The 24,340-nt window shown below is 64.4% G+C and carries 21 protein-coding genes and 1 tRNA gene; 13 read left to right on the forward strand and 9 right to left on the reverse strand.

What is annotated here, in order from left to right:
• Positions 1-118: 118 nt before the first annotated feature.
• Positions 119-4,105, reverse strand: coding sequence for a Hint domain-containing protein (locus KUV38_RS20870; RefSeq protein ID WP_261385169.1), 3,987 nt, complete (start codon positions 4,103-4,105; stop codon positions 119-121).
• Between the two features lie 1,062 nt (positions 4,106-5,167).
• Positions 5,168-5,253: transfer RNA gene (locus tag KUV38_RS06840), tRNA-Leu, on the reverse strand.
• 148 nt (positions 5,254-5,401) lie between these two features.
• Between KUV38_RS06840 and KUV38_RS06845 the strand changes: the two genes are divergently transcribed.
• Both KUV38_RS06845 and KUV38_RS06850 read left to right on the forward strand, forming a co-directional pair.
• The gene (locus tag KUV38_RS06845) at positions 5,402-5,878 is read left to right on the forward strand and encodes a DUF6973 domain-containing protein (protein WP_222469327.1); all 477 of its coding nucleotides are present in this window, start codon (positions 5,402-5,404) and stop codon (positions 5,876-5,878) included.
• Positions 5,875-6,261: a hypothetical protein gene (locus KUV38_RS06850; protein ID WP_222469328.1), complete on the forward strand. Its 387-nt coding sequence runs from the start codon at positions 5,875-5,877 to the stop codon at positions 6,259-6,261. The genes KUV38_RS06845 and KUV38_RS06850 overlap by 4 nt, the downstream gene beginning before the upstream one ends.
• A 3-nt stretch (positions 6,262-6,264) precedes the next feature.
• On the opposite strand, the gene KUV38_RS06855 is transcribed toward KUV38_RS06850, so the two are convergent.
• Complete coding sequence (locus tag KUV38_RS06855; RefSeq protein WP_222469329.1) at positions 6,265-7,113, reverse strand: neutral zinc metallopeptidase; 849 nt, start codon at positions 7,111-7,113, stop codon at positions 6,265-6,267.
• A gap of 69 nt (positions 7,114-7,182) precedes the next feature.
• On the opposite strand from KUV38_RS06855, the gene KUV38_RS06860 reads away from it, so the two are divergent.
• Together KUV38_RS06860 and KUV38_RS06865 are read left to right on the forward strand one after the other, a co-directional pair.
• Positions 7,183-7,761 carry a YqaA family protein gene (locus tag KUV38_RS06860; protein ID WP_222469330.1) on the forward strand — a complete coding sequence of 193 codons (579 nt, stop codon included), beginning with the start codon at positions 7,183-7,185 and terminating at the stop codon, positions 7,759-7,761.
• Positions 7,761-8,231, forward strand: a complete 471-nt coding sequence (locus tag KUV38_RS06865; RefSeq protein ID WP_222469331.1) for a disulfide bond formation protein B — start codon at positions 7,761-7,763, stop codon at positions 8,229-8,231. The genes KUV38_RS06860 and KUV38_RS06865 overlap by 1 nt, the downstream gene beginning before the upstream one ends.
• Positions 8,232-8,306: 75 nt before the next feature.
• Here the strand turns inward: KUV38_RS06865 and KUV38_RS06870 are convergent, their stop codons facing one another.
• Positions 8,307-8,576, reverse strand: coding sequence for an usg protein (locus KUV38_RS06870; protein ID WP_222469332.1), 270 nt, complete (start codon positions 8,574-8,576; stop codon positions 8,307-8,309).
• 216 nt (positions 8,577-8,792) lie between these two features.
• On the opposite strand from KUV38_RS06870, the gene gyrA reads away from it, so the two are divergent.
• The 8 genes from gyrA to gluQRS all read left to right on the forward strand — a co-directional run bounded on the left by gyrA (position 8,793) and on the right by gluQRS (position 17,114).
• Positions 8,793-11,588 (forward strand): DNA gyrase subunit A, encoded by a 2,796-nt coding sequence (gene gyrA, locus KUV38_RS06875; RefSeq protein WP_222469333.1) that lies wholly within the window; start codon positions 8,793-8,795, stop codon positions 11,586-11,588.
• Positions 11,588-11,797 carry a hypothetical protein gene (locus KUV38_RS06880; protein ID WP_222469334.1) on the forward strand — a complete coding sequence of 70 codons (210 nt, stop codon included), beginning with the start codon at positions 11,588-11,590 and terminating at the stop codon, positions 11,795-11,797. Before gyrA ends, KUV38_RS06880 begins: the two co-directional genes overlap by 1 nt.
• A gap of 169 nt (positions 11,798-11,966) precedes the next feature.
• Entirely contained in the window at positions 11,967-12,833 is an 867-nt protein-coding gene (locus KUV38_RS06885) for a LysR family transcriptional regulator (RefSeq protein WP_222469335.1), read from the forward strand.
• 183 nt (positions 12,834-13,016) lie between these two features.
• Entirely contained in the window at positions 13,017-13,418 is a 402-nt protein-coding gene (locus KUV38_RS06890) for a hypothetical protein (RefSeq protein ID WP_222469336.1), read from the forward strand.
• Between the two features lie 117 nt (positions 13,419-13,535).
• Positions 13,536-13,919, forward strand: a complete 384-nt coding sequence (locus tag KUV38_RS06895; protein ID WP_261385497.1) for a DUF6614 family protein — start codon at positions 13,536-13,538, stop codon at positions 13,917-13,919.
• Positions 13,920-14,052: 133 nt separating this feature from the next.
• Entirely contained in the window at positions 14,053-14,841 is a 789-nt protein-coding gene (locus tag KUV38_RS06900; protein WP_222469337.1) for a hypothetical protein, read from the forward strand.
• Between the two features lie 39 nt (positions 14,842-14,880).
• Positions 14,881-16,245, forward strand: coding sequence for a methylenetetrahydrofolate--tRNA-(uracil(54)-C(5))-methyltransferase (FADH(2)-oxidizing) TrmFO (gene trmFO / locus KUV38_RS06905; protein WP_222469338.1), 1,365 nt, complete (start codon positions 14,881-14,883; stop codon positions 16,243-16,245).
• Positions 16,242-17,114, forward strand: coding sequence for a tRNA glutamyl-Q(34) synthetase GluQRS (gene gluQRS / locus KUV38_RS06910; RefSeq protein ID WP_222469339.1), 873 nt, complete (start codon positions 16,242-16,244; stop codon positions 17,112-17,114). The genes trmFO and gluQRS overlap by 4 nt, the downstream gene beginning before the upstream one ends.
• On the opposite strand, the gene hisI is transcribed toward gluQRS, so the two are convergent.
• Complete coding sequence (gene hisI, locus KUV38_RS06915) at positions 17,111-17,473, reverse strand: phosphoribosyl-AMP cyclohydrolase (protein WP_222469340.1); 363 nt, start codon at positions 17,471-17,473, stop codon at positions 17,111-17,113. The two genes, gluQRS and hisI, sit on opposite strands and share 4 nt — an antisense overlap.
• A gap of 65 nt (positions 17,474-17,538) precedes the next feature.
• On the opposite strand from hisI, the gene KUV38_RS06920 reads away from it, so the two are divergent.
• Positions 17,539-17,979 (forward strand): iron-sulfur cluster assembly scaffold protein, encoded by a 441-nt coding sequence (locus tag KUV38_RS06920; protein ID WP_222469341.1) that lies wholly within the window; start codon positions 17,539-17,541, stop codon positions 17,977-17,979.
• Positions 17,980-18,523: 544 nt separating this feature from the next.
• Here KUV38_RS06920 and recG read toward each other — a convergent pair.
• From recG to KUV38_RS06940, 4 genes are all read right to left on the reverse strand, one after another.
• The gene (gene recG, locus KUV38_RS06925; RefSeq protein WP_222469342.1) at positions 18,524-20,614 is read right to left on the reverse strand and encodes an ATP-dependent DNA helicase RecG; all 2,091 of its coding nucleotides are present in this window, start codon (positions 20,612-20,614) and stop codon (positions 18,524-18,526) included.
• Positions 20,611-22,875, reverse strand: a complete 2,265-nt coding sequence (gene ligA / locus KUV38_RS06930; protein WP_222469343.1) for an NAD-dependent DNA ligase LigA — start codon at positions 22,873-22,875, stop codon at positions 20,611-20,613. Before ligA ends, recG begins: the two co-directional genes overlap by 4 nt.
• Before the next feature lie 160 nt (positions 22,876-23,035).
• Entirely contained in the window at positions 23,036-23,755 is a 720-nt protein-coding gene (gene ctrA / locus KUV38_RS06935; RefSeq protein ID WP_222469344.1) for a response regulator transcription factor CtrA, read from the reverse strand.
• Between the two features lie 214 nt (positions 23,756-23,969).
• Positions 23,970-24,242, reverse strand: coding sequence for a DUF1153 domain-containing protein (locus KUV38_RS06940; protein WP_222469345.1), 273 nt, complete (start codon positions 24,240-24,242; stop codon positions 23,970-23,972).
• Positions 24,243-24,340 lie beyond the last annotated feature (98 nt).

Genomic DNA, 24,340 nt, shown 5'->3' on the forward strand with positions numbered 1-24,340 from the left:
CGGACCCGCCCCAAGGCAACCGGGGCGCGGATCGGTCTTCTGTGCCCCGCCCGGCCCAACTAGGAGCCGGAGCGGCACGGCACCCGGCGACGCATAAGGCCGCCGGGCGTTGGGCCGGTCACTCGGAGAGCAACAGGGCCTCGTGCTTCTTCAGGGTCTTCCGCGCGGCGGTGTAGCCTGCGAGGCCCTCTTTCTCCTTCAACTCGGGGAAGAGCGCCAGAAGCTCCTCACGCTGCTCGCTGTCGAGCCCGTCGAGGGTGTAGTCGCCGGGCTGGAAGCTTTCGGTCCAGGCTCCGTCGGAGAGCACCACCTCATGCTGGTCGAACATGAAGTGGATGTAGGTCACCGAGGCCACATCCTGCGCCTCTGCGATCCCTGCCCCGTTCACCAGATGCTTGGCCGCCACCAGAACCTCGCGCTCCTCGAAGTAGAGAGCGGCGCGGTCGGAGGCCACCAGCACGCGGTGCTGCGGGCTCACCAGCATGTCACGCTCCGGCAGGTTGCCGTCGAGCGCGCCCTTGGCAATGCGAACCGGACGCAGCGCGGGGCGCTTCATCAGCTCCACAGTGTCCACATCGGTCCGGCCCAGCCAACGGATCTCCTGGATGCCGTTGTCGCGGGTGATGACCTTGTCGCCCACCTTCAGCTCTTCCACGGCCACCTCTCCACGCGGCGTCGCGATCAGCGTGCCGGGGGTGAAGCAGGGAATGACGTTCTCGATTTCCTCGAAAGTCATCGTGCCGCCATCGTTGAAGTGCACGATGCCGTCCTCGCGGTCGGGCGAGGTGTATTGGATGTAGTCCACGTCCGAGCCGGTGAGGTTCAGCGTGTCGTAGTCATCGCCACCCGAGCCGCCGTCAACGTGGTCGCCCGCGTTGCCGCCGAGGAAGGTGTCACGGTCATCGTCGCCGTAGAGCTTGTCGACACCCTGGCCGCCGATGATCGTGTCATTGCCGGTGCCACCGTAGATCTCGTCGTCGTCAACGCCGCCGTCGATGTAATCGTCGCCCTCGTCGCCGTAGATCAGGTCGTCATCGTCCTGGCCGTAGATGGTGTCGTTGCCGGCACCGCCGTGGATCACGTCATCGCCGTTGTCGGGGCGCAGATCGCCCGCGTCATCGGGGATATTCAGAGCATCGGGGAAGACCGGGTTCAGGCCACCATAGATGATGTCATTGCCCGCGCCGCCGTCGAGGTAGTCGTTGCCCTCGCCGCCTACGATGATGTCGTCGCCGTCGCCACCCAGCACGGTGTCGTCGTCGAAGCCCGCATCGATCTTGTCGTTGCCAGCACCGCCCTCGATGTAGTCGTCATCGTCGCCGGTGATGATGGTGTCATTGCCATCACCGCCATAAACGGTGTCGCGGTCATCATAGGGGTCCGCATCAGGCGCCCAGATGCCCGGATAGCCCTGATCGGGCGAGCCGGACACACCATAGGCATCGAGATTGCCGGAGGTGTTGATGTAGTCATCAGAGCCGCCACCCTCGACGTAATCGGAGCCGTCGCCACCGATTATGTGGTCCTTGTTGTTGCCGCCGATCAGCGTGTCATTGCCGGAGCCACCATCGATGAGGTCTTCGCCGCCACCGCCTTGAATGGTGTCGTCGCCGGCTCCACCGGAGAGAGTGTCGTCACCGCTCATGCCGTCGATGGTGTCGTTGCCGTCACCGCCTTCGATCACGTCGGCATCCTGACCACCACGGATCCAGTCGTCGCCCGCGCCACCGTCGATCTGGTCGTTGCCGCCCTGACCGTAGATGGTGTCGTTTCCTTCGCCGCCGGCGATGATGTCGTCGTTCTGGCCACCTTCGATGTAGTCGTTGCCCGCGCCACCATCGAGAATGTCGTTGCCGCCGCGGCCGTAGATGCTGTCGTTGCCGTCACCACCGAAAACAACGTCATCGCCCACACCGGCCTTGACCACGTCATCGCCTGCGCCAGCGTCGATGATGTCATCGTCCGGACCGCCGCCAAAGATGTTGTCACCGCCGTCGACCATGTCGCCCTCGGGGTCACCCTCATAGGCTTCGTCGATGTAATCGTTGCCGGCCGTGCCCTCCACGATCCCGTCCCGCAGGGTAACGGTCACGCTGGCCGTGTCGAACCCGCCTTTGCCGTCGCTGACGGTGTATTCAAAGGTCACGTCGCCATCCACGGTCCCATCGGGGGTGAAGGTCACGGTGCCATCACCATTGTCCACCACGGTGCCGCCAGCAGCGGGCTGGGTGATGCTGTCGATGGTCAGCGTGTCGCCATCCGGGTCGGTATCGTTGCCGAGCACGTCGATCGTGACCGGGTTCAGGATGTCACCCTTGGCCACATCATCACCCGCCACCGGCAGCTGGTTGGCCGGGGTGCCGTTGATGTTTTCGATCTCGGTGAAGGTCATCGTCTCGCCGGTCGGCTTGCCATCGGCATCGACGTAGACAACCGTGCCGTTCCAGCCGTTGCCGTTGGAGTCGGGCTCCAGATCCTTCAGGTAGAAGGGCTCGCCGAGGGTCAGGTCGAGGGTGTCGTTGTCGTCGCCGCCGGCGCCGCCATCAACCACGTCGCCCGCGCCGCCCACGATGGTATCGGCATCGTCGCCGCCCATCACCGTATCGGCGCCTTCGCCACCGTCGAGGTAATCCGCCCCGGCGTTGCCTTCGATGTAGTCGTTGCCCAGACCGCCAAGGATAGTGTCATTGCCCGGCACACCTTCGCCCTCACCTTCACCGGTGATGGTGTCGAAGTAGATGTCGGTGACGTTCACGCCGCTGTCGCTGTAGCCGTCCTGAACATGGGTGATGACCAGTTTGGCTACCGGGCCAGGCACGCTGACCAGCGCCGAGTAGGTCGGCGAGGTGTCTGCGGCGCCGCCGCCTTTGGACACGGCGGTATCGAAACCGGCCGCGCTGTCGTTGTCGTAGAGCGAGACGCCGTCGCCCGCGCTCATGTCGACCGGGATCTTGTTGCCCTCGGCATCATAGGCGGTGATGACCACGGTGCTGTCGAAGTCAATGTCGTTCACCCGGAACGACACGTTCTCGGCGTCTTTCTCGAACTCCAGCGTGTAGGTCTGGCTGTCGCCCTTGTAGTCCAGCTCGCTCTCCAGCGAGGAGTGGGCATTTGCGCCCGGCAGCTCACCGGTATCGATCGAATGCACCTTCTGCTGATCGGTCGAGAAGGTGTTGTCGTACGACTTGTTGAGCGTCAGGGTCACCACGTTTTCGCCGGTGTCCTGGCTCTGGCTGACGATCTTTTCGCCGTTCTGCAGGCTCCCGCCGTGGTAGTCCTTCAGCTCGGACCACTTGAAGGCTTCCTGGGTCGAGGTGGTCACTCCCGCGCCATTGCCATAGGGGCCGGAAGCATCGCCGATCAGGATATCGTCGCCCGCGCCGCCCTCGAGCGTGTCGGAGCCGCCGTTACCATAGACCTCGTCATTGCCCTCACCGGCCAGCACGGCGTCGTCGCCGTCACCGGCCACAACGATATCGTCGTTCGGGCCTTCGCCGGGCAGGATCGCATCATTGTTGTCGATCTTGTCGCCCTCGGGGTCGCCCTCGTAGGTGGTGTCGATCAGGTCGTCACCGCCGGTGCCTTCCACGATGCCGTCACCCTCGGGCGCAGGCGTGGTGTAGGACACGTTGTCGACGGCGCCGGAGCCGTTGAACACGACCTCGACCTTGCCGACACCTTCGATATTGCCGAAGTCCACGTTGCACTGGCCGTTGTTGGCCGTGGTGACGTAATGGTAGCCCATGTAGTGGCCATTATCGTCGTAGAACTTGATCTTGGCGCCCTCTTCCACGTCCAGCAGGGTCAGCGAGTGGAAGGTGACCTCTTCGGTGAAATCGAACACCAGCGTGCCGCCGCAGGCCTCGTCATCGGGGTCGTTCGAGTCGCCATCCTCAGAGATGATCAGCACATTGCCGAGGTTCGAGGTGGCCAGGTCATGGTCGCCGCCCGTCGGGTTCGACGTGTCGAAGATCATCGCCGGGCTCTTGTAGTAGTTGACCTTGCCGTCAACGATCGAAGAGATCGTCACGCCTTTGGAGGCATACTCGTCGTCTATGACGGTGCCTGCACTTTCGCCGTTGAAGTCCAGCGTTACCTTCGTCATCACATCTTCCCCTGCGACGCGGATACGGCCTGCAGCGACCCCGCGCGTTTCATTTCACCAGCGGCCCCAAACGGCCGGATCGAACACCATGGGTCGGGAACTGCGGCGACAGGGGAAATGCCCTGTCTTACACTCGAGCTAGGCTCGCACTGCCTTGTCCGTCGTCCTTCAAACGTTCCTTCACTACACACCCGCCGAGCGGCGATACCGGCCAATAGCGGTTCCGCGCGACACGCACTCGTCAGCCAAAAGGGGAACGGTGACCGGAACGCCAGCAAACGCTCCGGTTTGGTTTTCGGAAGGTCACAGGTCTGCAGCGACCGGTCGCTTCCTCACCTATCGTGTTCGGCTGTCAGATGGGGACAGCGCACACGCACCGATCCCGCAGAATGTCCTCTGCGTCATCGAGCGGCCGCCCCCGCAGCCAGCAAACTTCGCCCCCCAGTTGGGCAGGTTCGGTATACCCATGCATCGGCCCGGCCCGGAAGTGAAAAGTGGCACCTTTGGGGCAAAAGCGTGCCGGGCGCATCCATACCTGCCCAGATTTGGGCACGCTTTTGTCGCACCTCGCGAAACTGCTGGTCGGCCCGCTGCGGGGTCTAAACTGCACTGCATTCATCTCTCTTTTTACGTATATTCAATAAGTTAACATGTTATGAGCGATTTCCCGCCTGCCGAGCCACCTCAGCAGAATGCAAAGCTTGACGTGAAATTGTTTCGCGTTTCGCAACGGTTAACCCTCCAGATCACATTTTTGGCGTCGGAGATTGTGGCAACTATGAGGCGAGCGGAAGTGTTCGCGATTTTGCACCAATGCCCGGACAGACCCCGGATTGACGTTGGGGTAGGCCAGAATTTTCGTCGAATCGATTCCGCGCCCGCGAACCTGGCTCGAAATCGCCCTGCCGGACCCGACACTGCAACCTATTGGCGAGGCGGAAGAAATTCTCAACCGCAAAGCGAGGAGCCGCATTTTCCGCTCCTGAACCCACACTAAAACGCTGCCACCTGCGCAAACGCACAGGTCTCCCAGCGGAGGCAAATCACGCAATCGAGAAGTCTTGGTGCCGGTGGAGAGACTCGAACTCTCACGATGTTGCCATCGGGGGATTTTGAATCCCCTGCGTCTACCATTCCGCCACACCGGCACAGCACCGCACGCCCGATACCTGCTCCCATTCCGCCGGTCAATCCATGCCGCGCATTCGGCGCTTGCGTGCGCCCGGCCGAAGCCTACTGTGCAGGCGCGCTTCGGCGCTTCATTTTACAGACCTGCCAATTAACCGGAGACGATCCATGGGCGTTTATGACCAATGGTCCAAGCTGACCCCCGCCGAAAAAGCCTTCATCGCGACGCACCCGCAATATGCGGTGATCATCCGCAACTCCAAGGACATCGCCTATAACGAGACCAAGGCGGTGATGGGCCACAACGGGCTCAACGACAAATCCGATGCCTTCCGCCACTGCTTCTGGTCTTCGACCCTCTCGCGTGACATGGGCTATGCCGATGCCTATCTCTTCGTCTCCGCCCATGAGAGCGATCCGGCCAACCCGCCGGACCAGAAGGCGATGGACATGCACAACAACCTCGTCGGCCTCTCGATCGGCTCCACCTTCTTTACCGAGGTGAACCACGCCGCCGACAATATCGTGCCCTTTTCGATCAGCGGCATGATCAACTCCCGGCTCTGGTCCAACAGCAACGCCGAGCTTTCGGCCATGTGCAAGGAGGCGCTCGACAATGGCCGCCTCAAGGTCATCGCGCCATGATCGGGCGGGTCTGTAGGGTGGCCGTTCTCGGCAGCCTGCTCGCCATGCTCGGCGCCTGTAAGGAAGAAGGCGCCGATCCGGCGGCATGGTCACGGCTTGGGAGTGAGAGCTTCACGCCCGAGGCCTGGGCCGGGGCAGATCAAGAGGGCCGCGGGGCGATGGTGGCCGACCTTCTGGCCAGCAACAGCCTCGTCGGCGCCACGCCCGAGGCGGTGGAGGCCCTGCTCGGCACCCCCACCGGCTACTACGACTACGAGACCAACATGGCCTATGTCGTCGGCCCCAAGGGCGAGGTCGAGAGCAGCTATGCCGATGGCTACCTGCTGGTGTTCGAGACCGACGGCGGCGAGGTCAGCAAGATCCTCGCCGTGCCGGACCTGTAAACCTTAGAGGCGGCTGGTGCCGAATGTGTCGCAAGCATCCATCCGGCCGCTCTCATACCCCCGCGCGAACCACTCCTGCCGCTGGGCAGCGGAGCCGTGGGTAAAGGTGTGCGGCATCGGCGTGCGCCCGGCGTTGCGCTGAAGCGTATCATCCCCGATCTGCCGGGCGGCGTTGAGCGCCTCGTCCAGATCGCCCGGCTCCACCGTACCAAGCTGCGCCTCGGCATAATGCGCCCAGACGCCCGACAGGCAATCTGCCTGAAGTTCGGTGCGCACGCTCAGCTCGTTGCGCCGCTGCTCACCCGCTGCCGCCTTAGCCTCGTTCACCTGACCGAGAATGCCCAACTCGTTCTGCACATGGTGGGCGATCTCATGGGCCACCACATAGGCCGCCGCAAAATCGCCCTTTGCGCCAAGCCGGTTTTGCAGCGTGGCAAAGAATTGCGTGTCGAGATAGGCGCGCCGGTCCGCCGGGCAATAGAACGGCCCAGTCGCCGCGCTCGCGCCGCCACAGCCCGAAGCCACCCGGCCCGAGAACAGCACAAGCTGCGCCGGGCGATACTCGCGCCCCACTTGCTCGGGGAATACCTGCCCCCAGATTTCCTCTGTATCGGCCAGCACCACACTCACGAACTGCCCGGCGGCCTGCTCCTCGGCGCTCAACTCACGCGTCTCGGTCGATTGCACCGGCACGCCGCCGCCGTTCAGTAGCGGGGTCACGTCGATACCAAGGAAGTAGCCCACCACCAGCACGATGATCAGCCCCACCCCGCCGATGCCACCCGCCTTGCCCGCGCTCACGCCGCGCCGGTCGATCACATTCCGGCTGCCGCGCCGTCCTCTCCACTTCATGATGGTGTCTCCCTTGACGTCACCGAGCCTGCATGGCTACTGGCCCCAAACCGATAACGGGCACCGAGCATGTTGCGTTCCCTCTATGACTGGACGATCCGCCAAGCCACAAGCCGCTATGCGTTTTGGGTGCTGGCCGCGGTCGCCTTTATCGAAAGCTCGGTCTTTCCGATTCCGCCCGATGTGCTGATGATCCCGATGGTGCTGGCCATGCCGCACCGGGCCTGGCTCATCGCAGGCATCGCCACCGTCTCCTCGGTGCTGGGCGGCCTGCTGGGCTATGCCATCGGCGCACTGCTGTTCGACAGCGTCGGCCAGCCGATCCTCGCCGCGCTAGGCAAGGGCGACGCGATGGCCGAGTTCAACACCCGCTTCAACGATTTCGGCTTCTGGGCGGTGCTGACGGCTGGCCTGACCCCCTTCCCCTTCAAGGTGATCACCATCATGTCGGGCTGGACGGGGATGCCGCTGGCCACCTTCGTCATCACCTCGATCATCGCGCGCGGCCTGCGCTTTTTCATCGTCGCCGGGCTGCTTTGGAAGTTCGGCACGCCGATCCGCGATTTCATCGAACAACGCCTCGGGCTGATGTTCACCCTCTTCGTGGTGATCCTCGTCGGCGGCTTCTTCCTTGTGAGATACATCTGATGCTCAAACGCTACGCCTCCCTCGCCGGTCTCGGCTCGCTCGCCATGGTGATCGGCGCATGGGTATTTCAATACGGCTTCGGAATGGCGCCCTGCGCGATGTGCTTTTGGCAGCGCTACCCCCATTGGGCCGCCTTCGGCATCGCTGTGCTGATCATGCTGCTGCCGGGCCTCCATGCGGGCCACCGGCTGCTGGCCTGGCTCGGGGCACTGGCGGCGGCGACCACGGCGGGCATCGGCATCTTTCACACCGGCGTCGAGCGCAAATACTGGGATGGCCCCTCCTCATGCACCGGCACGGGCCTCGGCGGGATGGACGGCGCCTCGCTGCTCGACCCTACGGGCGCGGCCCCGGTGATGTGCGACCAGTCGGCGGGCGAGTTCCTGATGCTCTCCATGCCCTCGTGGAACGCGCTCATCTCTCTCGGGCTCATGGCGATCTGGATCTACGCCGCCACCCGCCGCGCCTGAGCAAAAAAATTTTCACGAGAATTCTTGGTGCCCGAGAAATCTTCGGGAAGGCTTTTCACCCCGCTCCGCTGAGCATCAATGATAGGTGAACTCACCGGTCACGTTGCGCCACTCACCGGGCGAGATCATCTTGCGATGGGTGAACCGCACCGAGTGCAACGGCCCCTCGATCTCGTCCTGCCAGAACTCGATGAACTTGAAGAGCCTCGGATGATCCGGCGCAAGGTCATAGTCCTGCCAGATGAAGGTATTGAGAACGCTCTGAAAATCCGGCATCCGGTAGAACAGCTCCGCCGTCGTGAGCCCGTATCCCCTGAGCATGAGTTCGGTTTCCGATTCCGCCATACCGCGTCTCCTTTCCGCCTCTCAATGTCACCCCCCTGTTACAGAGCTTGCCACGCTTCGATTACTTTTCAATAAAAACAACGCCCTATCACGGTGTTGCGTTGCACTTTTGCCTAAAAGGGAGGCGCAGGTTGCACCCCATATCGTGTTGGCTGTATAAATCCGCAACAAAATCTAGAAGCGCCCAGCCCACGCGGCGCCGATGCGGGACCCCTTATGAACGACACGCCAGAACCTCCTGAAAACACTGAGGATACTCCGCCCGAGCGCCCGGAGTACCACGGCCCTTCGATCACCATCGAAGAGGAGATGAAAGCATCCTACCTCGATTACGCGATGAGCGTGATCGTGAGCCGCGCGATCCCCGATCTGCGCGACGGCCTCAAGCCGGTGCACCGCCGCATCCTTTTTGCGATGCACGACACCAACAACACCCATGACAAACCCTACCGCAAATCGGCCCGTCCGGTCGGCGACACGATGGGTAAGTATCACCCGCATGGCGACGGCGCGATCTATGACGCGCTGGCGCGGATGGCGCAGGATTTTTCCATGTCGCTGCCGCTGCTCGACGGTCAGGGCAACTTCGGCTCGATGGATGGCGATAAGCCCGCCGCCATGCGTTACACCGAGATCCGGATGGAAAAGGTCGCGGGCTCCCTGCTCGCCGACATCGACAAGGACACTGTCGATTTCATCGACAACTACGATGGCAAGGATCAGGAGCCCACGGTCCTCCCTGCCCGCTTTCCGAACATGCTCGTCAATGGCGCGGGCGGTATCGCCGTGGGCATGGCCACCAACATTCCGCCACACAACCTTGGCGAGGTGATCGACGCGACGCTGGCCCTGATCGACGACCCCGATCTCGACAGCGCCGGGCTGATGGAGCATATCCCCGGCCCCGATTTCCCCACTGGCGGGGTGATCCTCGGCCAGTCGGGCGCCCGCAAGGCCTACCTCGAAGGGCGCGGCTCGGTGATCCTCCGGGCGCGGACCCACACCGAGGAGGTCCGCAAGGACCGCTACGCCATCGTCGTCGACGAGGTGCCCTATCAGGTCAACAAGTCCTCGATGATCGAAAAGATCGCCGAGCTTGTCCGCGACAAGAAGCTGGAGGGCATCTCCGGCATCGCCGACGAGTCCGACCGGCATGGCGTGCGCGTGGTGATCGAGCTGAAGCGCGATGCCACCCCTGAGGTGGTGCTCAACCAGCTTTTCCGGTTCACCCAGATGCAAACAAGCTTCGGCTGCAACATGTTGGCGCTCAACGGCGGCCGGCCTGAAACGCTCACTCTGCGCGGCTTCCTTTCGGCCTTCGTGTCGTTCCGTGAAGAGGTCGTGGCCCGCCGCACCGCCTACGAGCTGCGCAAGGCCCGTGAGCGCAGCCACATCCTCTGCGGCCTCGCCGTGGCGGTCTCCAACGTCGATGAAGTCGTCGCCACCATCCGCGCCTCCGCCGACGCCGCCGAAGCGCGTGAAAAGCTGATGACCCGCCGCTGGCCCGCCTCCGAGATCGAGGGTTACATCCGGCTGATCGACGACCCGTCGCACACCATGAACGACGATGGCACCTACAACCTGTCCGAAGCGCAGGCCCGTGCCATCCTCGAGCTGCGGCTCCAGCGCCTCACCCAACTTGGTGTGAAAGAGGTCACTGACGAGCTCGAAGAGCTGGCCGGCAAGATCAAGGATTACCTCGACATCCTCCGCTCCCGCGACCGGATCATGGAGATCATCGCCAACGAGCTGAAAGAGGTGAAAGACGAATTCGCCGTGCCGCGCCGCACCGAAATCGTCGACTGGTCCGGCGACATGGACGACGAAGACCTCATCGAGCGTGAGGAAATGGTCGTTACCGTCACCCAGTCCGGCTACATCAAGCGCACCCCGCTGGCCGACTTCCGCGCGCAAAAGCGCGGTGGCAAGGGCCTCTCGGGCGGCGACCTGAAAGAGGAGGACGTGGTCACCACCCTCTTCGTCGCCAATACCCACACGCAGCTGCTGTTCTTCACCACCGACGGGATGGCCTACAAGCTGAAGACATGGCGTCTGCCCCAAGGCGGGCGCACCTCGCGCGGAAAGGCGATCATCAACATCCTGCCGATCCCGCAGGGCGTCTCCGTTGCCGCGATCATGCCGGTGGACCGCCCCGAGGAAGAGTGGGACGACCTCCAGATCGTCTTCGCGACCGACAAGGGCACCGTCCGCCGCAACCGCCTTTCCGACTTCACCAACGTCATGCGCAACGGCAAGATCGCGATGAAGTTCGAGGACGAGAACGAGGGCATGAGCCTCATCAACGCCCGTATCTGCTCGGAAGACGATGACGTGATGCTGGTCACCGATGCAGGCCGCGCCATCCGCTTCTCGACCACCGATGTGCGTGTGTTCAACTCGCGCAACTCGGTCGGCGTGCGGGGTATCAAGCTCTCGAACGGCGACAAGGTGGTCTCCATGTCGGTTATCCGCCACTTCGAGGCGACCTCCGAGGAGCGCGTGGCCTACCTCAAGCAGCGCCGCCTCATGGCCGGGCTGACCGAAGAGGACGAGGCCGACGACGAAGAGGAAGTGGTGGCCGAGGGCCAGCTCTCTCAGGAGCGCTATGCCGAGATGTCTGCCGCCGAAGACCTGATCCTGACCGTCACCACCAAAGGTGCCGGCAAGATCTCCTCGTCGCACGACTACCCGATCCGCGGACGCGGCGGCATGGGCGTCACGGCATGGACCAAGGGCATGCCCCACGGCCCGATCGTCGCCTGCTTCCCGGTCGAAATGCCCGATCAGGTCATGCTCGCCACCTCCACCGGCCAGTCGATCCGCTGCCCGGTCGAGGGCATCTCCTTCCGCTCGCGCTCCGCAGGCGGGGTGAAGGTGTTCAACACCGCCAAGCGTGAAGAGGTAGTCTCGGTCGCCTGGATCGCCGAGCAGGACGAGGACGACGCCCCCGAAACCGAGGGCGGGACGGACGCTACGCCAGAGAGCGGGACCGACACCGGGGGTGAGGAATAATGGGGAGCGATCCCCAAACCCTCTCCTTCATCGCCGGTCTCATTCCGCTCGTCATCATCACGGGCATCGTGGTCGCCATCATGCTGGTGTCCGGCGCCCGCGCGGCCCGGCAGCAACGTACGCTGGACCGCATCCTCGAGCAAAACGAGCGCCAGACCGCCCTGCTCAAGGAACTGCTCAACCGCTCCGGCCCACCGCCCTCCGGTTGACGTAAGGACACTTGCTTTCTGCAAGGATTTTTGTGCAACACATCACCCGGTTGTGCTTAACTGGGCCAACTACCGCCATTGAGACGCACTCTACTTTTCTGCAAAACCGTTCTACTAATTTTTAGCAGTCGTCGAATCGAACGATCAGAACAACGAGCAGGAGCACAGAATGCCCGCGTGGGACGACCTCAAGTTTGCACTGGCCCTTTCGCGCCATGGCCGGATGAACTCCGCCGCGCAGTCGCTGGGCATCAACGTTGCCACCATGTCCCGCCGGATCGAACGCCTTGGCGAAATCCTCGGTCAGCCGCCCTTCGTGAAAAAGGCCGACGGCTGGGAGCCGAGCCCGATGATCCACGGCTTGCTGCAGATCGCCGAGGATGTCGAACAGCGGCTCGAAACCGAGATGAACAGCATCCGCAACGGCACCGCTGGCCAGAGCACCCGGCTGTCCATCGGCTGCCCGCCCATCGTCTCGCTCTTCGTGCTCTACCCCAACATCGCCCACCGCAGCCCTGCCCTGAGCAACGTGACCTACACCTTCACCCAGCGGGTGATGGAGGACGGCCTCGGTGAGAATGATCTCGTGCTCCAGCACAAGCGCCCGGAGTCGGGCCGCGTGATCACCCAGAAGGTGGCCACCCTCACCTCCAGCGTCTATCGCCGCCGCGGCGCCAAGGAAAATTCGGGCTGGGTCTCGCTGAGCGACCACTTCGACCCGACCCCCTTCAATCAGGCGGCCTACCAGTTCTTCCCCGAGCCTCCCTCGATGCGGGTGCAATCGATGTACGAGCTCTACGAGATCGTCGGCGCCACCGACATGGCCGGTCCGCTGGTCGATATCGTCGCCGCCAGCAACCCCGATCTCGAGGTCGTGCCCGGCGGCGAGGAGCTTTCGAGCACCGATATGTGGATGATCTACCACGCCTCCCGCAAGGGCGATCCGGTGATGGATGGCACCATAACCTGGGTCAAAGAGAGCTTTGCGAAGATGCAAACCGCCCGTAGCGAGGTTGTTAACCTACGCCGCGCCTGACCGGGAGGCTTACGTCAAACCCCTTGTTTACAAGGCGCGGATTGTTTCGTGCTGCGCGAATATATGTGCGGATTGCACATTTTGTGTTTTCCGTTTTGCATAATTTTCTATTTTCACGTTAAGCATTTGCGCTCATGCTCAACTCAACGATGAGATACATCATCACTTGAGGCAGAGCAGATAATGACCCTTACACCGATGGTGCAATGCGCCTTCCGCCTATCGTTCGCGTTCCTCCTCGCGAACCAGGCACTCTCCACGCTCGTGGTTCCCACCTTTGCCGCTCAGGCCTCAACCTGGCAAATGGGCTTTCGGGCCCCGGTGGAAACCGCCCAGTTCATCGCCGTCAACGCGCTCCTGATCGTCATCGCGATCTGGGTCGCCTTCGGTATCCGTACCCGCCTCGTCACCTCCATCGGTCTGGTGATCTACGCGGGCTACACCCTCACAAGCGGAGGATACGAGGCCGACAATCTCGGCATCGGTGTCCTTGTGGCCTGCGGCCTCGCCCTGCCCCTCATCGTGGCTGGCGGCGGCGCCTACTCCATGTACCGCAAAGGATGGTCCGGCTTGACTGATCTCTAGCATCGTAACCGCACTGGTCGAACGGACTTAACTTCAGGGGCGTCGCGTGTTTTGCGGCGCCCTCTTTTCTTTTGGCGAGGCATGTCAGACTTAACCCGGTCGTAACGGCCAGTGTGCATGGTCCTTCCGCACCACGCGGGAGACCGGGCCTTGATCCTCTACCACTGCATGATCGAACTGAAGCAGGGCAGCCGCGCCCTTGGCTTTGCCACCGCCACCGAGGCCTGGATGACCTGGCTGCTCGCCAACGGCCATATCGGCAGCTACCGGTTGGTGCGCCGCAAGGTCGGCCTCGCCTCGGGGCGTCACACCGACTTCCTGCTCGATATCGAGATCCCCTCACTGCGCGCCCTCGATACCGCACTCTCATCGCTCACCGAGAAGGGGCCGGATGCCGAGCGGCTCTATGAGCAGATGCACCAGATGATCGCTTCGATCGACGTGGGCCTCTACCGCCCCTACCCCGACCCGACCCAGCGCGAAACCATCGCGCTGGTCTGAGCGCCGCGCCGCCGCACAGGTTAACCATCCGTTACGGTAATTGTTCTAATTGAGCGCGAATTCGGGCAAACCTTAAGCTGAACGGACGGGCCGGTGGATCGGGGGCCCTGACACTCACATCGAGGATCAGACCATGAAAACCCGCATCACTGCGGCAGCCCTTGCCGTGGCCAGCTTCCTGCTGCCCGTCCCTCTCAGCGCCCAAAGCTCCGCCATCGGCTTCTCTGCCGCCGAGCTCACCTTCGGCCACCTCTCGGGCGAAAGCGGCAGCCTCTCCACGCTCGACGCCAGCGCCGATTTCGCCATCACCGCGCATCACGGCTTTCAGCTCGATGTCGGCGTGGTCGACTATGGCGAGGTCTGGTTCGGCAATATCGCCGCCCACCTCTACCTCCAGCCATCGCAGCAGGCCAAATACGGCCTGTTCCTCGCCTATTCCGATGCCAATGACACCGAGGCAAGCACCATCGAGGCCGGGATCGAGGGAATCTGGAGCCTGACCCCCGCCACCACCCTCACCGCCCGTGCCGGCATGGGCCGCGCCGACCCTTCGGAGATGGATTACATCTTTGGCTCCATCGGTCTGGAGCAGGCGATCACCGACCAACTCGCGATCACCGGCAGGCTCGCCGTGGTCGATGCCGATGAGGCCAGCACCGCCCTCACTGCCACCACGCTCGACCTCGGCCTGCGCTACCACCTGCCCTCCGCGCCCGTCTCGCTCTATGTCGGCGCCAGCCACAGCCACATCTCCGGCACTATCTCCACCGACGAAACCCGCCTCGCCCTCGGCCTCACCGCCGCCATCGGCGGCCCCCGCAGCGCCCGTGCGCCCGCCGCCACGCGCCAGTTCGCACCGGTTCGCCCCCTGCGCCCCCTGCTGGAGCGCAGCATGGTCTGGGATTTCGTCGGCCAGCGCTGAGGGCTTTCCAAATCGGGGCGGAGGCCCTATCTCCGCCCCATGACCAAGCCCCTCCATATCATCGGCGCAGGCATGGCCGGCTCCGAGGCCGCCTGGCAGGCCGTTTCCGCCGGCCAGCCCGTGGTGCTCCACGAGATGCGCCCCCATGTCGGCACCTTCGCCCACCAGACCGGCAACTTTGCCGAGATGGTCTGCTCCAACTCCTTCCGCTCCGATGACGACGAGCAGAACGCGGTGGGCCTCCTCCACTGGGAGATGCGCGCCGCTAAGGGCCTCGTGATCTCCTCCGCCGACCGTCACGCGCTGCCCGCCGGTTCCGCCCTCGGGATCGACCGTGAGCCCTTCGCAGAGTGGATAACGGGCCAGTTGAAGAGCCACCCGCTAGTCACTGTTTCGGAACAGGAACTCACCGCCCTGCCCAAGCCGGAAGACGGCCCGGCCATCATCGCCACCGGCCCGCTCACCTCGGGTGCGCTCGCCGAGGCAATTGCCTCTGAAACCGGCGCCGAGGCGCTCGCCTTCTTCGATGCCATCGCACCCATCGTCCATGCCGACACCGTCGATATGAACGTCGCCTGGATGCAGTCCCGCTACGACAAGGGCGAGACCGAAGAAGAGCGCACCGCCTACATGAACTGCCCGATGACCAAGGCCCAATACGAGGCCTTCATCGACGCGCTGCTCGAGGCCGACAAAACCGAGTTCCGCGAAGGCGAAACGGCGAAATACTTCGACGGCTGTCTGCCCATCGAGGTCATGGCCGAGCGCGGCCGCGAAACCCTGCGCCACGGCCCGATGAAGCCCATCGGCCTCACAAACACCCACAAGCCGGATGAGAAGGCCTATGCCGTCGTCCAGCTCCGGCGCGACAACAAACTGGGCACGCTCTACAACATTGTCGGCTTCCAAACCAAGATGAAGTACGGCGCGCAAACCTCTGTATTCCGGATGATCCCCGGCCTGGAGAACGCCCAATTCGCCCGCCTCGGCGGCATCCACCGCAACACCTTCCTCAACAGCCCCACGCTGCTCGATTCCGAAATGCGCCTGAAATCCCAGCCCCATATCCGCTTCGCCGGGCAGATCACCGGCGTCGAAGGCTATGTCGAAAGCACTGCAATGGGCCTCCTCGCCGGGCGCCTCGCCGTGGCGGAGCTGCGTGGCGAAACGCTCCCCCCGGTCCCGCAAACCACCGCCATGGGCGCGCTCGTCACGCACATCACCGGCGGCGCCGAGGCCAAGACCTTCCAGCCGATGAACGTGAATTTCGGGCTCTTCCCCCCGGTCGACGCCAAAGGCGGGCGGCGCGGCCGCAAGGACCGCTACAAGGCCTATACCGACCGCGCCAAGGAAGACTGGCAGGCATGGTTGAACTCTGCCGCGCAACCCGTTGAACCGGCGTGACATTCACCACCCGCTTCGCCCCATCTCCCACCGGCCCGCTGCATCTGGGCCATGCTTATTCGGCCATGCTCGCCCATGACATGGCCCTTGAGGCCGGTGGCACCTTCCTCCTCCGGATCGAAGACATCGACCAGTCCCGCGCCCGCCCGGAATGGGAAGGGCAGATCTTCGACGATCTGCGTTGGCTTGGCATCTGGTGGCCCGAGCCCGTTCTGCGCCAATCCACCCGCCTTGCCGCCTACAGGAACGCGCTTGCGCACCTCTGGCGCGAAGACCTTCTCTTTGCCTGCACCTGCAACCGGCGCGACATTGCCGCCGCCGTCTCCGCCCCGCAGGAAGGCACGCGCCATTTCGGCCCCGACGGCCTGATCTACCCCGGCACCTGTCGCGGCAATGGCACCCGTGGCGGGCTCGTCGAAATGCCGGATGACACCGCCCTTCGGCTTGATATGCACAAGGCCATGAGCCTGCTCGCTCACCGGAACGACCTGCCTCTCCGCTATGTCGAAACCGGTCCGGAGGGTGCCGGAGAGCACCTGATCGACGCCGATGAGATGATCGAAACCGTCGGCGATGTTGTTCTCGCGCGGCGCGACATGGGCACCAGCTACCACCTCGCCGTGGTGATCGACGATGCCGCCCAGCAGATCACCCATGTGGTGCGCGGCGCTGATCTCGCCGAGGCCACCAAGATCCACGTTGTGCTCCAACGACTCCTCGGCCTGCCCACCCCGCGCTACCACCACCACCGCCTCATCCGCGACGACGCCGGCAAGCGCCTCGCCAAACGCGATGACGCCCGCGCCATTGCCCGCTACCGGGATGATGGCCTCTCGCCCGAAGATATCCGCCGGATGGTCGGCCTCTAGCCCGCGATCGGCTCCGAGATCACCACCTCTTCGCCGTCCCGAACTGCAGTGTAAAAGCAGCTGCGCCGGTTGGTGTGGCAGGCCGGGCCTTCTTGATGCACCAGCAGCAGCAGGCAATCGCGGTCGCAATCTACTCGCAGTTCCACCAGCGTCTGCACGTGGCCCGAGGTCTCTCCCTTCACCCAGAAGCTTGCGCGCGAGCGCGACCAGTAGGTCACCCGCCCGGTCTCCAGCGTCCGCGCCACGGCCTCGGCGTTCATCCACGCCACCATCAGCACCTCGCCGCTCTCGGCGTCCTGCGCCACGGCGGGGATCAACCCCTTCGCGTCATAGACCAATGTCTCGGTGTCAAACGACATGCCCGCTCCTTTGCATTCCGCCGCCGCGCCGCTATCTAAGGGGAGCACGCGCCGGAGGCCAGCTTATGAACGCCGAAAACGACCTGATCAAGCTCTACTCGGGCAAGATTCTCTCGCTGGCGGGCGACATCCCCCTGACCGACCGGCTGGAGTCTCCGCAGGTCACAGTCAAGAAGCGCTCCCCCCTCTGCGGCTCCACCGTCACCGTCGATCTGGTGATAGAAGAGGGCCGCGTGGCGCAATTCGGGCAGGATGTGAAAGCCTGCGCCCTCGGCCAGGCCTCAGCCTCCATCGTCGGCGCCCATGTGATCGGCCGCACGGCGGACGAGATTACCAAGGCCCGCGACGAGTTGAAGGCCATGCTCACGGCAGACGGCCCGGTGCCCTCCGCCCCCTTCGAAGACTACGAGGTGCTGCTCCCCGCGCGCGACTTCCGCAACCGGCACGCCTCAATCATGCTGGCCCTCGAGGCCACCGCCGAGGCGATGGAGCAGGTCGCCGCCTGAGCCGGTTACCCTAGTCCAACCCGCCCACCCCAAGATCCTACCGCCGGATTTCCCGCAACGCCGTTCACGCCGGGGCCCTCTCACTTCCACCAAAAAAAACCGCCGCGCACCCTTTCAGGTGGCGGCGGCAGTTGAAGACGGAGACAGGAACCGGACGCCGGGCGGGGAAGGCCCGTGAATGGCGCTCGGGACAGGCAAATGAGCGCGCGCATCTCAAGTTGGGGACAGGAAGATGCGATGCGCCCGGTCCCTGGACCGCAGGCAAGCCGGGTGACAAGAGGCAGATGCCACCCCGCAGAGAAACTCAGAGCATACCCGGCAGATGCAGCCCCCCGACCAGCAGAACCATCAGGGCGACGGCGCCGATGGCGTCTTGCGCGAGGGGCGGGATCCGGCTGGAGAGCTTGGTGATCATGGGCGGTGATCCTTGAAGTGTTTCGTTGCCCCTTTGTTCTCACAACGAGAACGCTCTGTCCAGAACTTTTTGAGAACATTCGTGAACAAAGCGCCATTCTGACGTTAACCTTTTGCAGCGGCGGCAAAATTAACCAACCGAAAGCAGCCGGATCGCCCTGTCCTGTTCCGTCAACCAAAGCAGCATTCGCGCCGCCTCTCCCCGCGCGCTCTCCAGCGCCGGGTCACGCTCCAGCAGCGCACGGGCGTCGCTCTGCGCCACCTCCGACAGCCCCACCATGCGCTCCATGTCGGCAATGCGAAACTTCGGCAGCCCCGACTGGGCCGTGCCCAGCACATCGCCCGCGCCGCGCATCTCAAGGTCCACCTCCGCGATCCGGAAGCCATCCTCGGTTTCCCGCAGGGTCGTCAGCCTCTGCCGCGCCGTCTCGCCCAGCGGCGGCGTGTAGAGCAGGATGCAGGTGCTCTCCGCCGCTCCGCGCCCGACCCGCCCGCGCAACTGGTGCAGCTGCGCGAGGCCAAAGCGCTCCGCCTGCTCGATCACCATGATCGACGCATTGGGCACATCGACCCCGACTTCGATCACCGTGGTCGCGACCAGCACACCCGTTTCCCCGGCCAGAAAGGCAGCCATCGCGGCATCCTTCTCGGCGGGCGGCATCTGGCCATGCACCAGCCCTACCGCGCCCTCGCCGAGCGCCGCGCGCAACTGCTTGAACCGCTCTTCCGCCGCCGTCGCCTCGCTCACCTCGCTTTCGCCCACCAGCGGGCAGACCCAGTAGCACTGCCGCCCCTCGGCCACCGCCGCGCGCAAGCGCTCCACCACCGATCCCAGTCGCTCGGCGCTCACCATCGCCGTCACAACCGGCGTCCGCCCCGGCGGCTTTTCATCCAGCACCGAGACCTCCATGTCGCCGTATTGCGTGAGCGAGAGTGACCGCGGGATTGGCGTGGCCGACATCACCAGCACGTCCACAGCTGCGCCCTTGGCGCCAAGACGCGCGCGCTCGTTCACGCCAAAGCGGTGCTGCTCGTCGATCACCGTCAGCCGCAGGTCGGCAAAGCTCACAGCGTCCTGAAACAGCGCATGGGTGCCCACCACGATCTGCGCCGCGCCGCTGGCAATCGCCGCCAGCTTGGCCTCGCGCTCAGCCCCCTTGTCGCGCCCGGTCAAGATCTCGATCCGCACGCCTGCCGCCTCGGCCAGCGGCGAGAGAGAAGCCATGTGCTGGCGGGCCAAAATCTCGGTCGGGGCCATCATCACCCCCTGCCCGCCCGCCTCCACGGCGATGAGCAGCGCCATCAGCGCCACCAGCGTCTTGCCCGCGCCGACATCGCCCTGAAGCAACCGGTTCATCCGCTTGGGCGCGCCCATGTCTCCGGCGATCTCCGAGACCGCGCGGGTCTGCGCGCCCGTCGGCTTGTAGGGCAGCGAGGCCAGCACCTTCTCCTGCAACGCGCCCGTTCCGGTGGAGCCGATGCCCGGCTTGGCGCGGCTGGTCGAGCGGGCCAGCGCCAACGTGAGTTGATGCGCGAAGAGCTCGTCATAGGCCAACCTGCGCCGCGCCGGCGACGTGTCAGACACCTCCGCCGCCGTCTTCGGCAAATGCGCCGTCTCCATCGCCGCGCGCCAACCCGGCCAGCCCTCGCGCTCCAGCAGCGCCCCGTCGATCCACTCTTCAAGCTCCGGCGCCCGTGCCAGCGCGGCTTCCGCCGCCTTGCCCATCACCCGCTGCGTCACCCCGGCGGTCAGCGGATAAATAGGCTCATGCTCGGGGATCTCGCCCGCCTCCTCGACGCGCAAGATGTGATCGGGGTGGACCATCTGCACCATCCCGTCAAAATGCTCCAGCTTGCCAGAAATCACCCTCCGCTGGCCCGTGGGCAGCTGCTTTTCGATCCACTTCGAGCCGCCGCGAAAGAACACCAGCGTGATCGTCGTGGCCGCATCCTGCACCTCCACCCGATACGGGCCGCCGGGTCGCGACGAGCCGCGATGCCGCCCCACCGTCACCTCGACCGTCACCACCGTGCCGGGCGGCACGCCCTGCACCGTGTCGCGCCGCCGTCGGTCGACCATGCCATGCGGCAGGGTGAACAGCAGGTCGCGCGGGGTGGCGATGCCCGCGCCCTCCAGCGCCGCCTTGATCTTGGGTCCCACGCCCGGCAGCGTGTCGATCTCCGCGAACAGCGGAAAGAGCCGCGGCGGCCGGGTGCTCATGCGTCCCCGATGAGGGTGAGCCAGCCGTCCTCATCAATGGTTTCCACGCCCAGGTCTGCCGCCTTTTTGGCCTTGCTGCCCGCGCCCGGCCCGGCCACCAGCAGGTCGGTCTTGGCCGAAACGCTGCCCGAAACCTTGGCCCCCAGCGCCTCCGCCCGCGCCTTGGCCTCGGCGCGGGTCATCTTCTCGAGCGTGCCGGTGAAGACCACGGTTTTGCCCGCCACGGGGCTGCCGGTTGCCCGCGCCACCGGGGCCTGCGGGCTGAGATGCGGCAGGAGCCTGTCCATCGCCGCGCGCTCGTCGGGGTTGGCGAAGGCGTCGGAGAGCGAGAGGGCCAGCGTCGGGCCGATGCCATCGGTGCCGATCAGATCGGCCCAGGCCTCGGCGGCCTCTGGCGGCACATCCGGGGCGGCTGCGGCCCGCGCCTCGGCCAGCTTCGCGCGCCGCCCCTCGGCGGCCGCCTTCGCCCGCTCGGCCTCGGCCGCCTCTTCGCCCGCCCGATGGGCCAGCGCGGCGGGTCGGGCGCGATCCAGCGCCTCGGCCATTGCCTCCCAAGCGCCGTAGTGCCGCGCCAAGTCTTGCGCTGCGACCTCGCCCACATGCCGGATACCCAGCCCGAAAATCAGCCGACCAAGCGCGATTTCACGCTTTTCATCAATAGCTTGAAACAGGTTCTTCGCACTAGTTTCGCCCCAGCCATCGCGATTGGCGAGTTTGGTCATGTTCTCCGCATCACGCGCCTTCAGCGTGAAAATGTCCGCCGGCTCCTTCACCGCGAGCTGGTCATCGCCATAAAAGGCCTCAACCTGCTTGGCCCCCAGCCCCTCGATGTCGAAGGCCGCGCGGGAGACGAAATGCTTCAGCTTCTCCACCGCCTGCGCCGGGCAGATCAGCCCGCCGGTGCAGCGCCGCACCGCGTCGCCCTCCTCGCGGATCGCGGGCGAGCCGCATTCCGGGCAAGTCTCGGGGAAGACGTAGGGCTTCGCATCGGCAGGCCGCTTGGCGAGGTCCACGTCCGCCACCTTCGGGATCACGTCTCCCGCGCGGTAGACCTGCACCCAATCACCGGGCCGAATGTCCTTGCCGCCTCGGATCTCGCCACCCTTGGCATCGCGCCCGGCGATGTAATCCTCGTTGTGCAGCGTCGCGTTGCTCACCACCACGCCGCCCACCGTCACCGGCTCCAGCCGCGCCACCGGGCTGAGCGCCCCGGTCCGGCCCACCTGAATCTCGATCTCCCGCAGCCAGGTCCAGGCCAGCTCGGCAGGGAACTTGTGCGCAATCGCCCATCGCGGCGTGGTGGACCGAAAGCCAAGCCGCCCCTGCAGGGCGAGATCGTTCACCTTGTAAACAACGCCGTCGATGTCATAGCCCAGCGTCGCGCGCTTCTGCTCGATGCTGCGGTAATGCGCCAGCATCTCCTCCGGCCCGTCGCAGAGCGCGGTGAGGGGGTTGGTCGAAAACCCCATCTTGGCCAGCCGTTCGATTGCGGCAAACTGCGTCTCGGCAAGCGGCTCCGAAAGCTCGCCCCAAGCGTAGGCAAAGAACCTCAGCGGCCGGGCACGGGTGATTTCGGCATCGAGCTGGCGGAGCGAGCCCGCGGCGGCGTTGCGCGGGTTGGCGAAGAGCTTGGCTCCCGCCGCCTCCTGCCTTTCGTTCAGCGCCGCGAAGTCCTCGTGGCTCATGTAGACCTCGCCGCGCACCTCCATCACCTCCGGCGCGCCCTCGACTTCTTCTGGGATGTCGGCAATCGTTCGGGCGTTGGCGGTCACGTTTTCGCCGGTCTCGCCATCGCCCCGGGTGGCCGCTTGCACGAGCTTGCCGCCCTCGTAGCGCAGGCTCAGCGAAAGCCCGTCGATCTTGGGTTCGGCGGTATAGGCGAGCCCCTCGTCGCGGCCCAGATACGATCGCACCGACCGGTCGAACTCCACCACGTCGCCATCCTCAAAGGCGTTGCCCAGCGAGAGCATCCGCACAGCATGGCGCACCTTGGAGAAGGTCTCCGAAGGCGCCGCGCCCACCTGATCGGAGGGCGAGTCGCCCCGTTTCAGGTCGGGAAAGGCCGCTTCGATCGCCGCATTGCGCCGCTTCAGCGCATCGTACTCGGCGTCATCCATCACCGGCGCATCGGCGGCGTGATAGGCGTCATTCGCCTGCCCCAGCAGCGCTGCCAGCCGCGCCAGCTCGGCCTCGGCCTCTGCCGCGCTCAATGCGCCGATGTCATCCGTCTCGCGCGACGTGCTGTCAGGCTGGTCAGGCATCCCCGTCCTCTCCGATGGCTGCCCCCGATTGATAGGAGGCCGCCCCGGAGAGGTCCAGAGAGGCAATGTGAGTGGTGGTCTTTATCCTGCCGCCCGCCGACTTGCCTCGCCGGCCCGCGGCAGCCGCCCCGGATGTGGAGGCATCCGGGGTCTTTGCCGGTCAGGCGCCTACGGCCATCCGGCTGTCGCCGCTGTCTTCCATCGGCTCAGGGTCGCGCAGCACGTAGCCGCGGCCCCAGACTGTCTCGATATAGTTGTCACCGCCCGTCGCGGTGGCCAGCTTCTTGCGCAGCTTGCAGATGAACACGTCAATGATCTTCAGTTCCGGCTCATCCATGCCGCCGTAGAGGTGGTTGAGGAACATCTCCTTGGTGAGCGTCGTGCCCTTGCGCAGGCTCAGAAGCTCCAGCATCTGGTATTCCTTGCCGGTCAGGTGCACGGGGCGCGCATCCACCTCCACGGTCTTGGCATCGAGGTTCACCACAATCTTGCCGGTCTTGATCACGCTCTGCGCGTGGCCCTTGGAGCGGCGGATGATCGCGTGGATCCGCGCCACCAGTTCCTCGCGATGGAATGGCTTGGTGAGGTAGTCGTCGGCACCAAACCCGAAGCCCTTGATCTTGTTTTCGGTGTCATCCGCGCCCGAGAGGATCAGTATGGGCGTATCGATCCGGGCGAGCCGCAGCTGGCGCAGCACCTCGTGCCCGGTCATGTCGGGCAGGTTCAGGTCCAGCAGGATGAGGTCGTAGTCGTAGAGCTTGGCAAGATCGATCCCCTCCTCACCGAGGTCGGTAGAATACACGTTGAGGTTGGCATGGGTGAGCATCATCTCGATGCTTTTGGAGGTGGTAGGATCGTCTTCAACCAAGAGTATACGCATCGGAATGCTCCGTTTATCTACTGTTCAGCATCGACCATGCATCACAATGGTTAATTGCCGGTTACCAATGGTAAACAGTTTCGAGGCACAACTCTGCGTTGTCCATCTCACTATTTTGGGGGAGTGGGAATTTCAGGGCGCGGATTGCTCGAAATAAGTGCCGCCGCCCGTATTGGGGCCGACTCGGCCCTGTAATTGCCGGGACGATGCCGCCTCAGCGGAATTTCTGCAAGCTCGTGGCCTTCAGCGCCTGTTCGCCGTGCTGCTCCACCGCGCTGGACCAGCTTGTGTACTCTTCCTCGGAGACTCCATAGGTCTCCTTGCATTCTTCGATAGAAATCAACCCGTTCTCTACGGCACGGACCACCGCCGCCTTGCGGCTCGCGACCCATCTGCGGGTGTCACGCGGCGGCAAATCGGCCCGGGTCATCACCGAGCCGTCTGGCAGCGTCACCGCGCGGGGACCATCTATGCGTTTGAGGAACATCGCCGTCTCTTCATTCGCCTGAACGGGTGCATTTAGGCACGTGGGGCTTAACGGGGAATGAACCGACCCTTGAGAGTGCTTAGGATTTTCCTATATTC

This window comes from Vannielia litorea, from assembly GCF_019801175.1.
GTDB lineage: Bacteria > Pseudomonadota > Alphaproteobacteria > Rhodobacterales > Rhodobacteraceae > Vannielia > Vannielia litorea_B.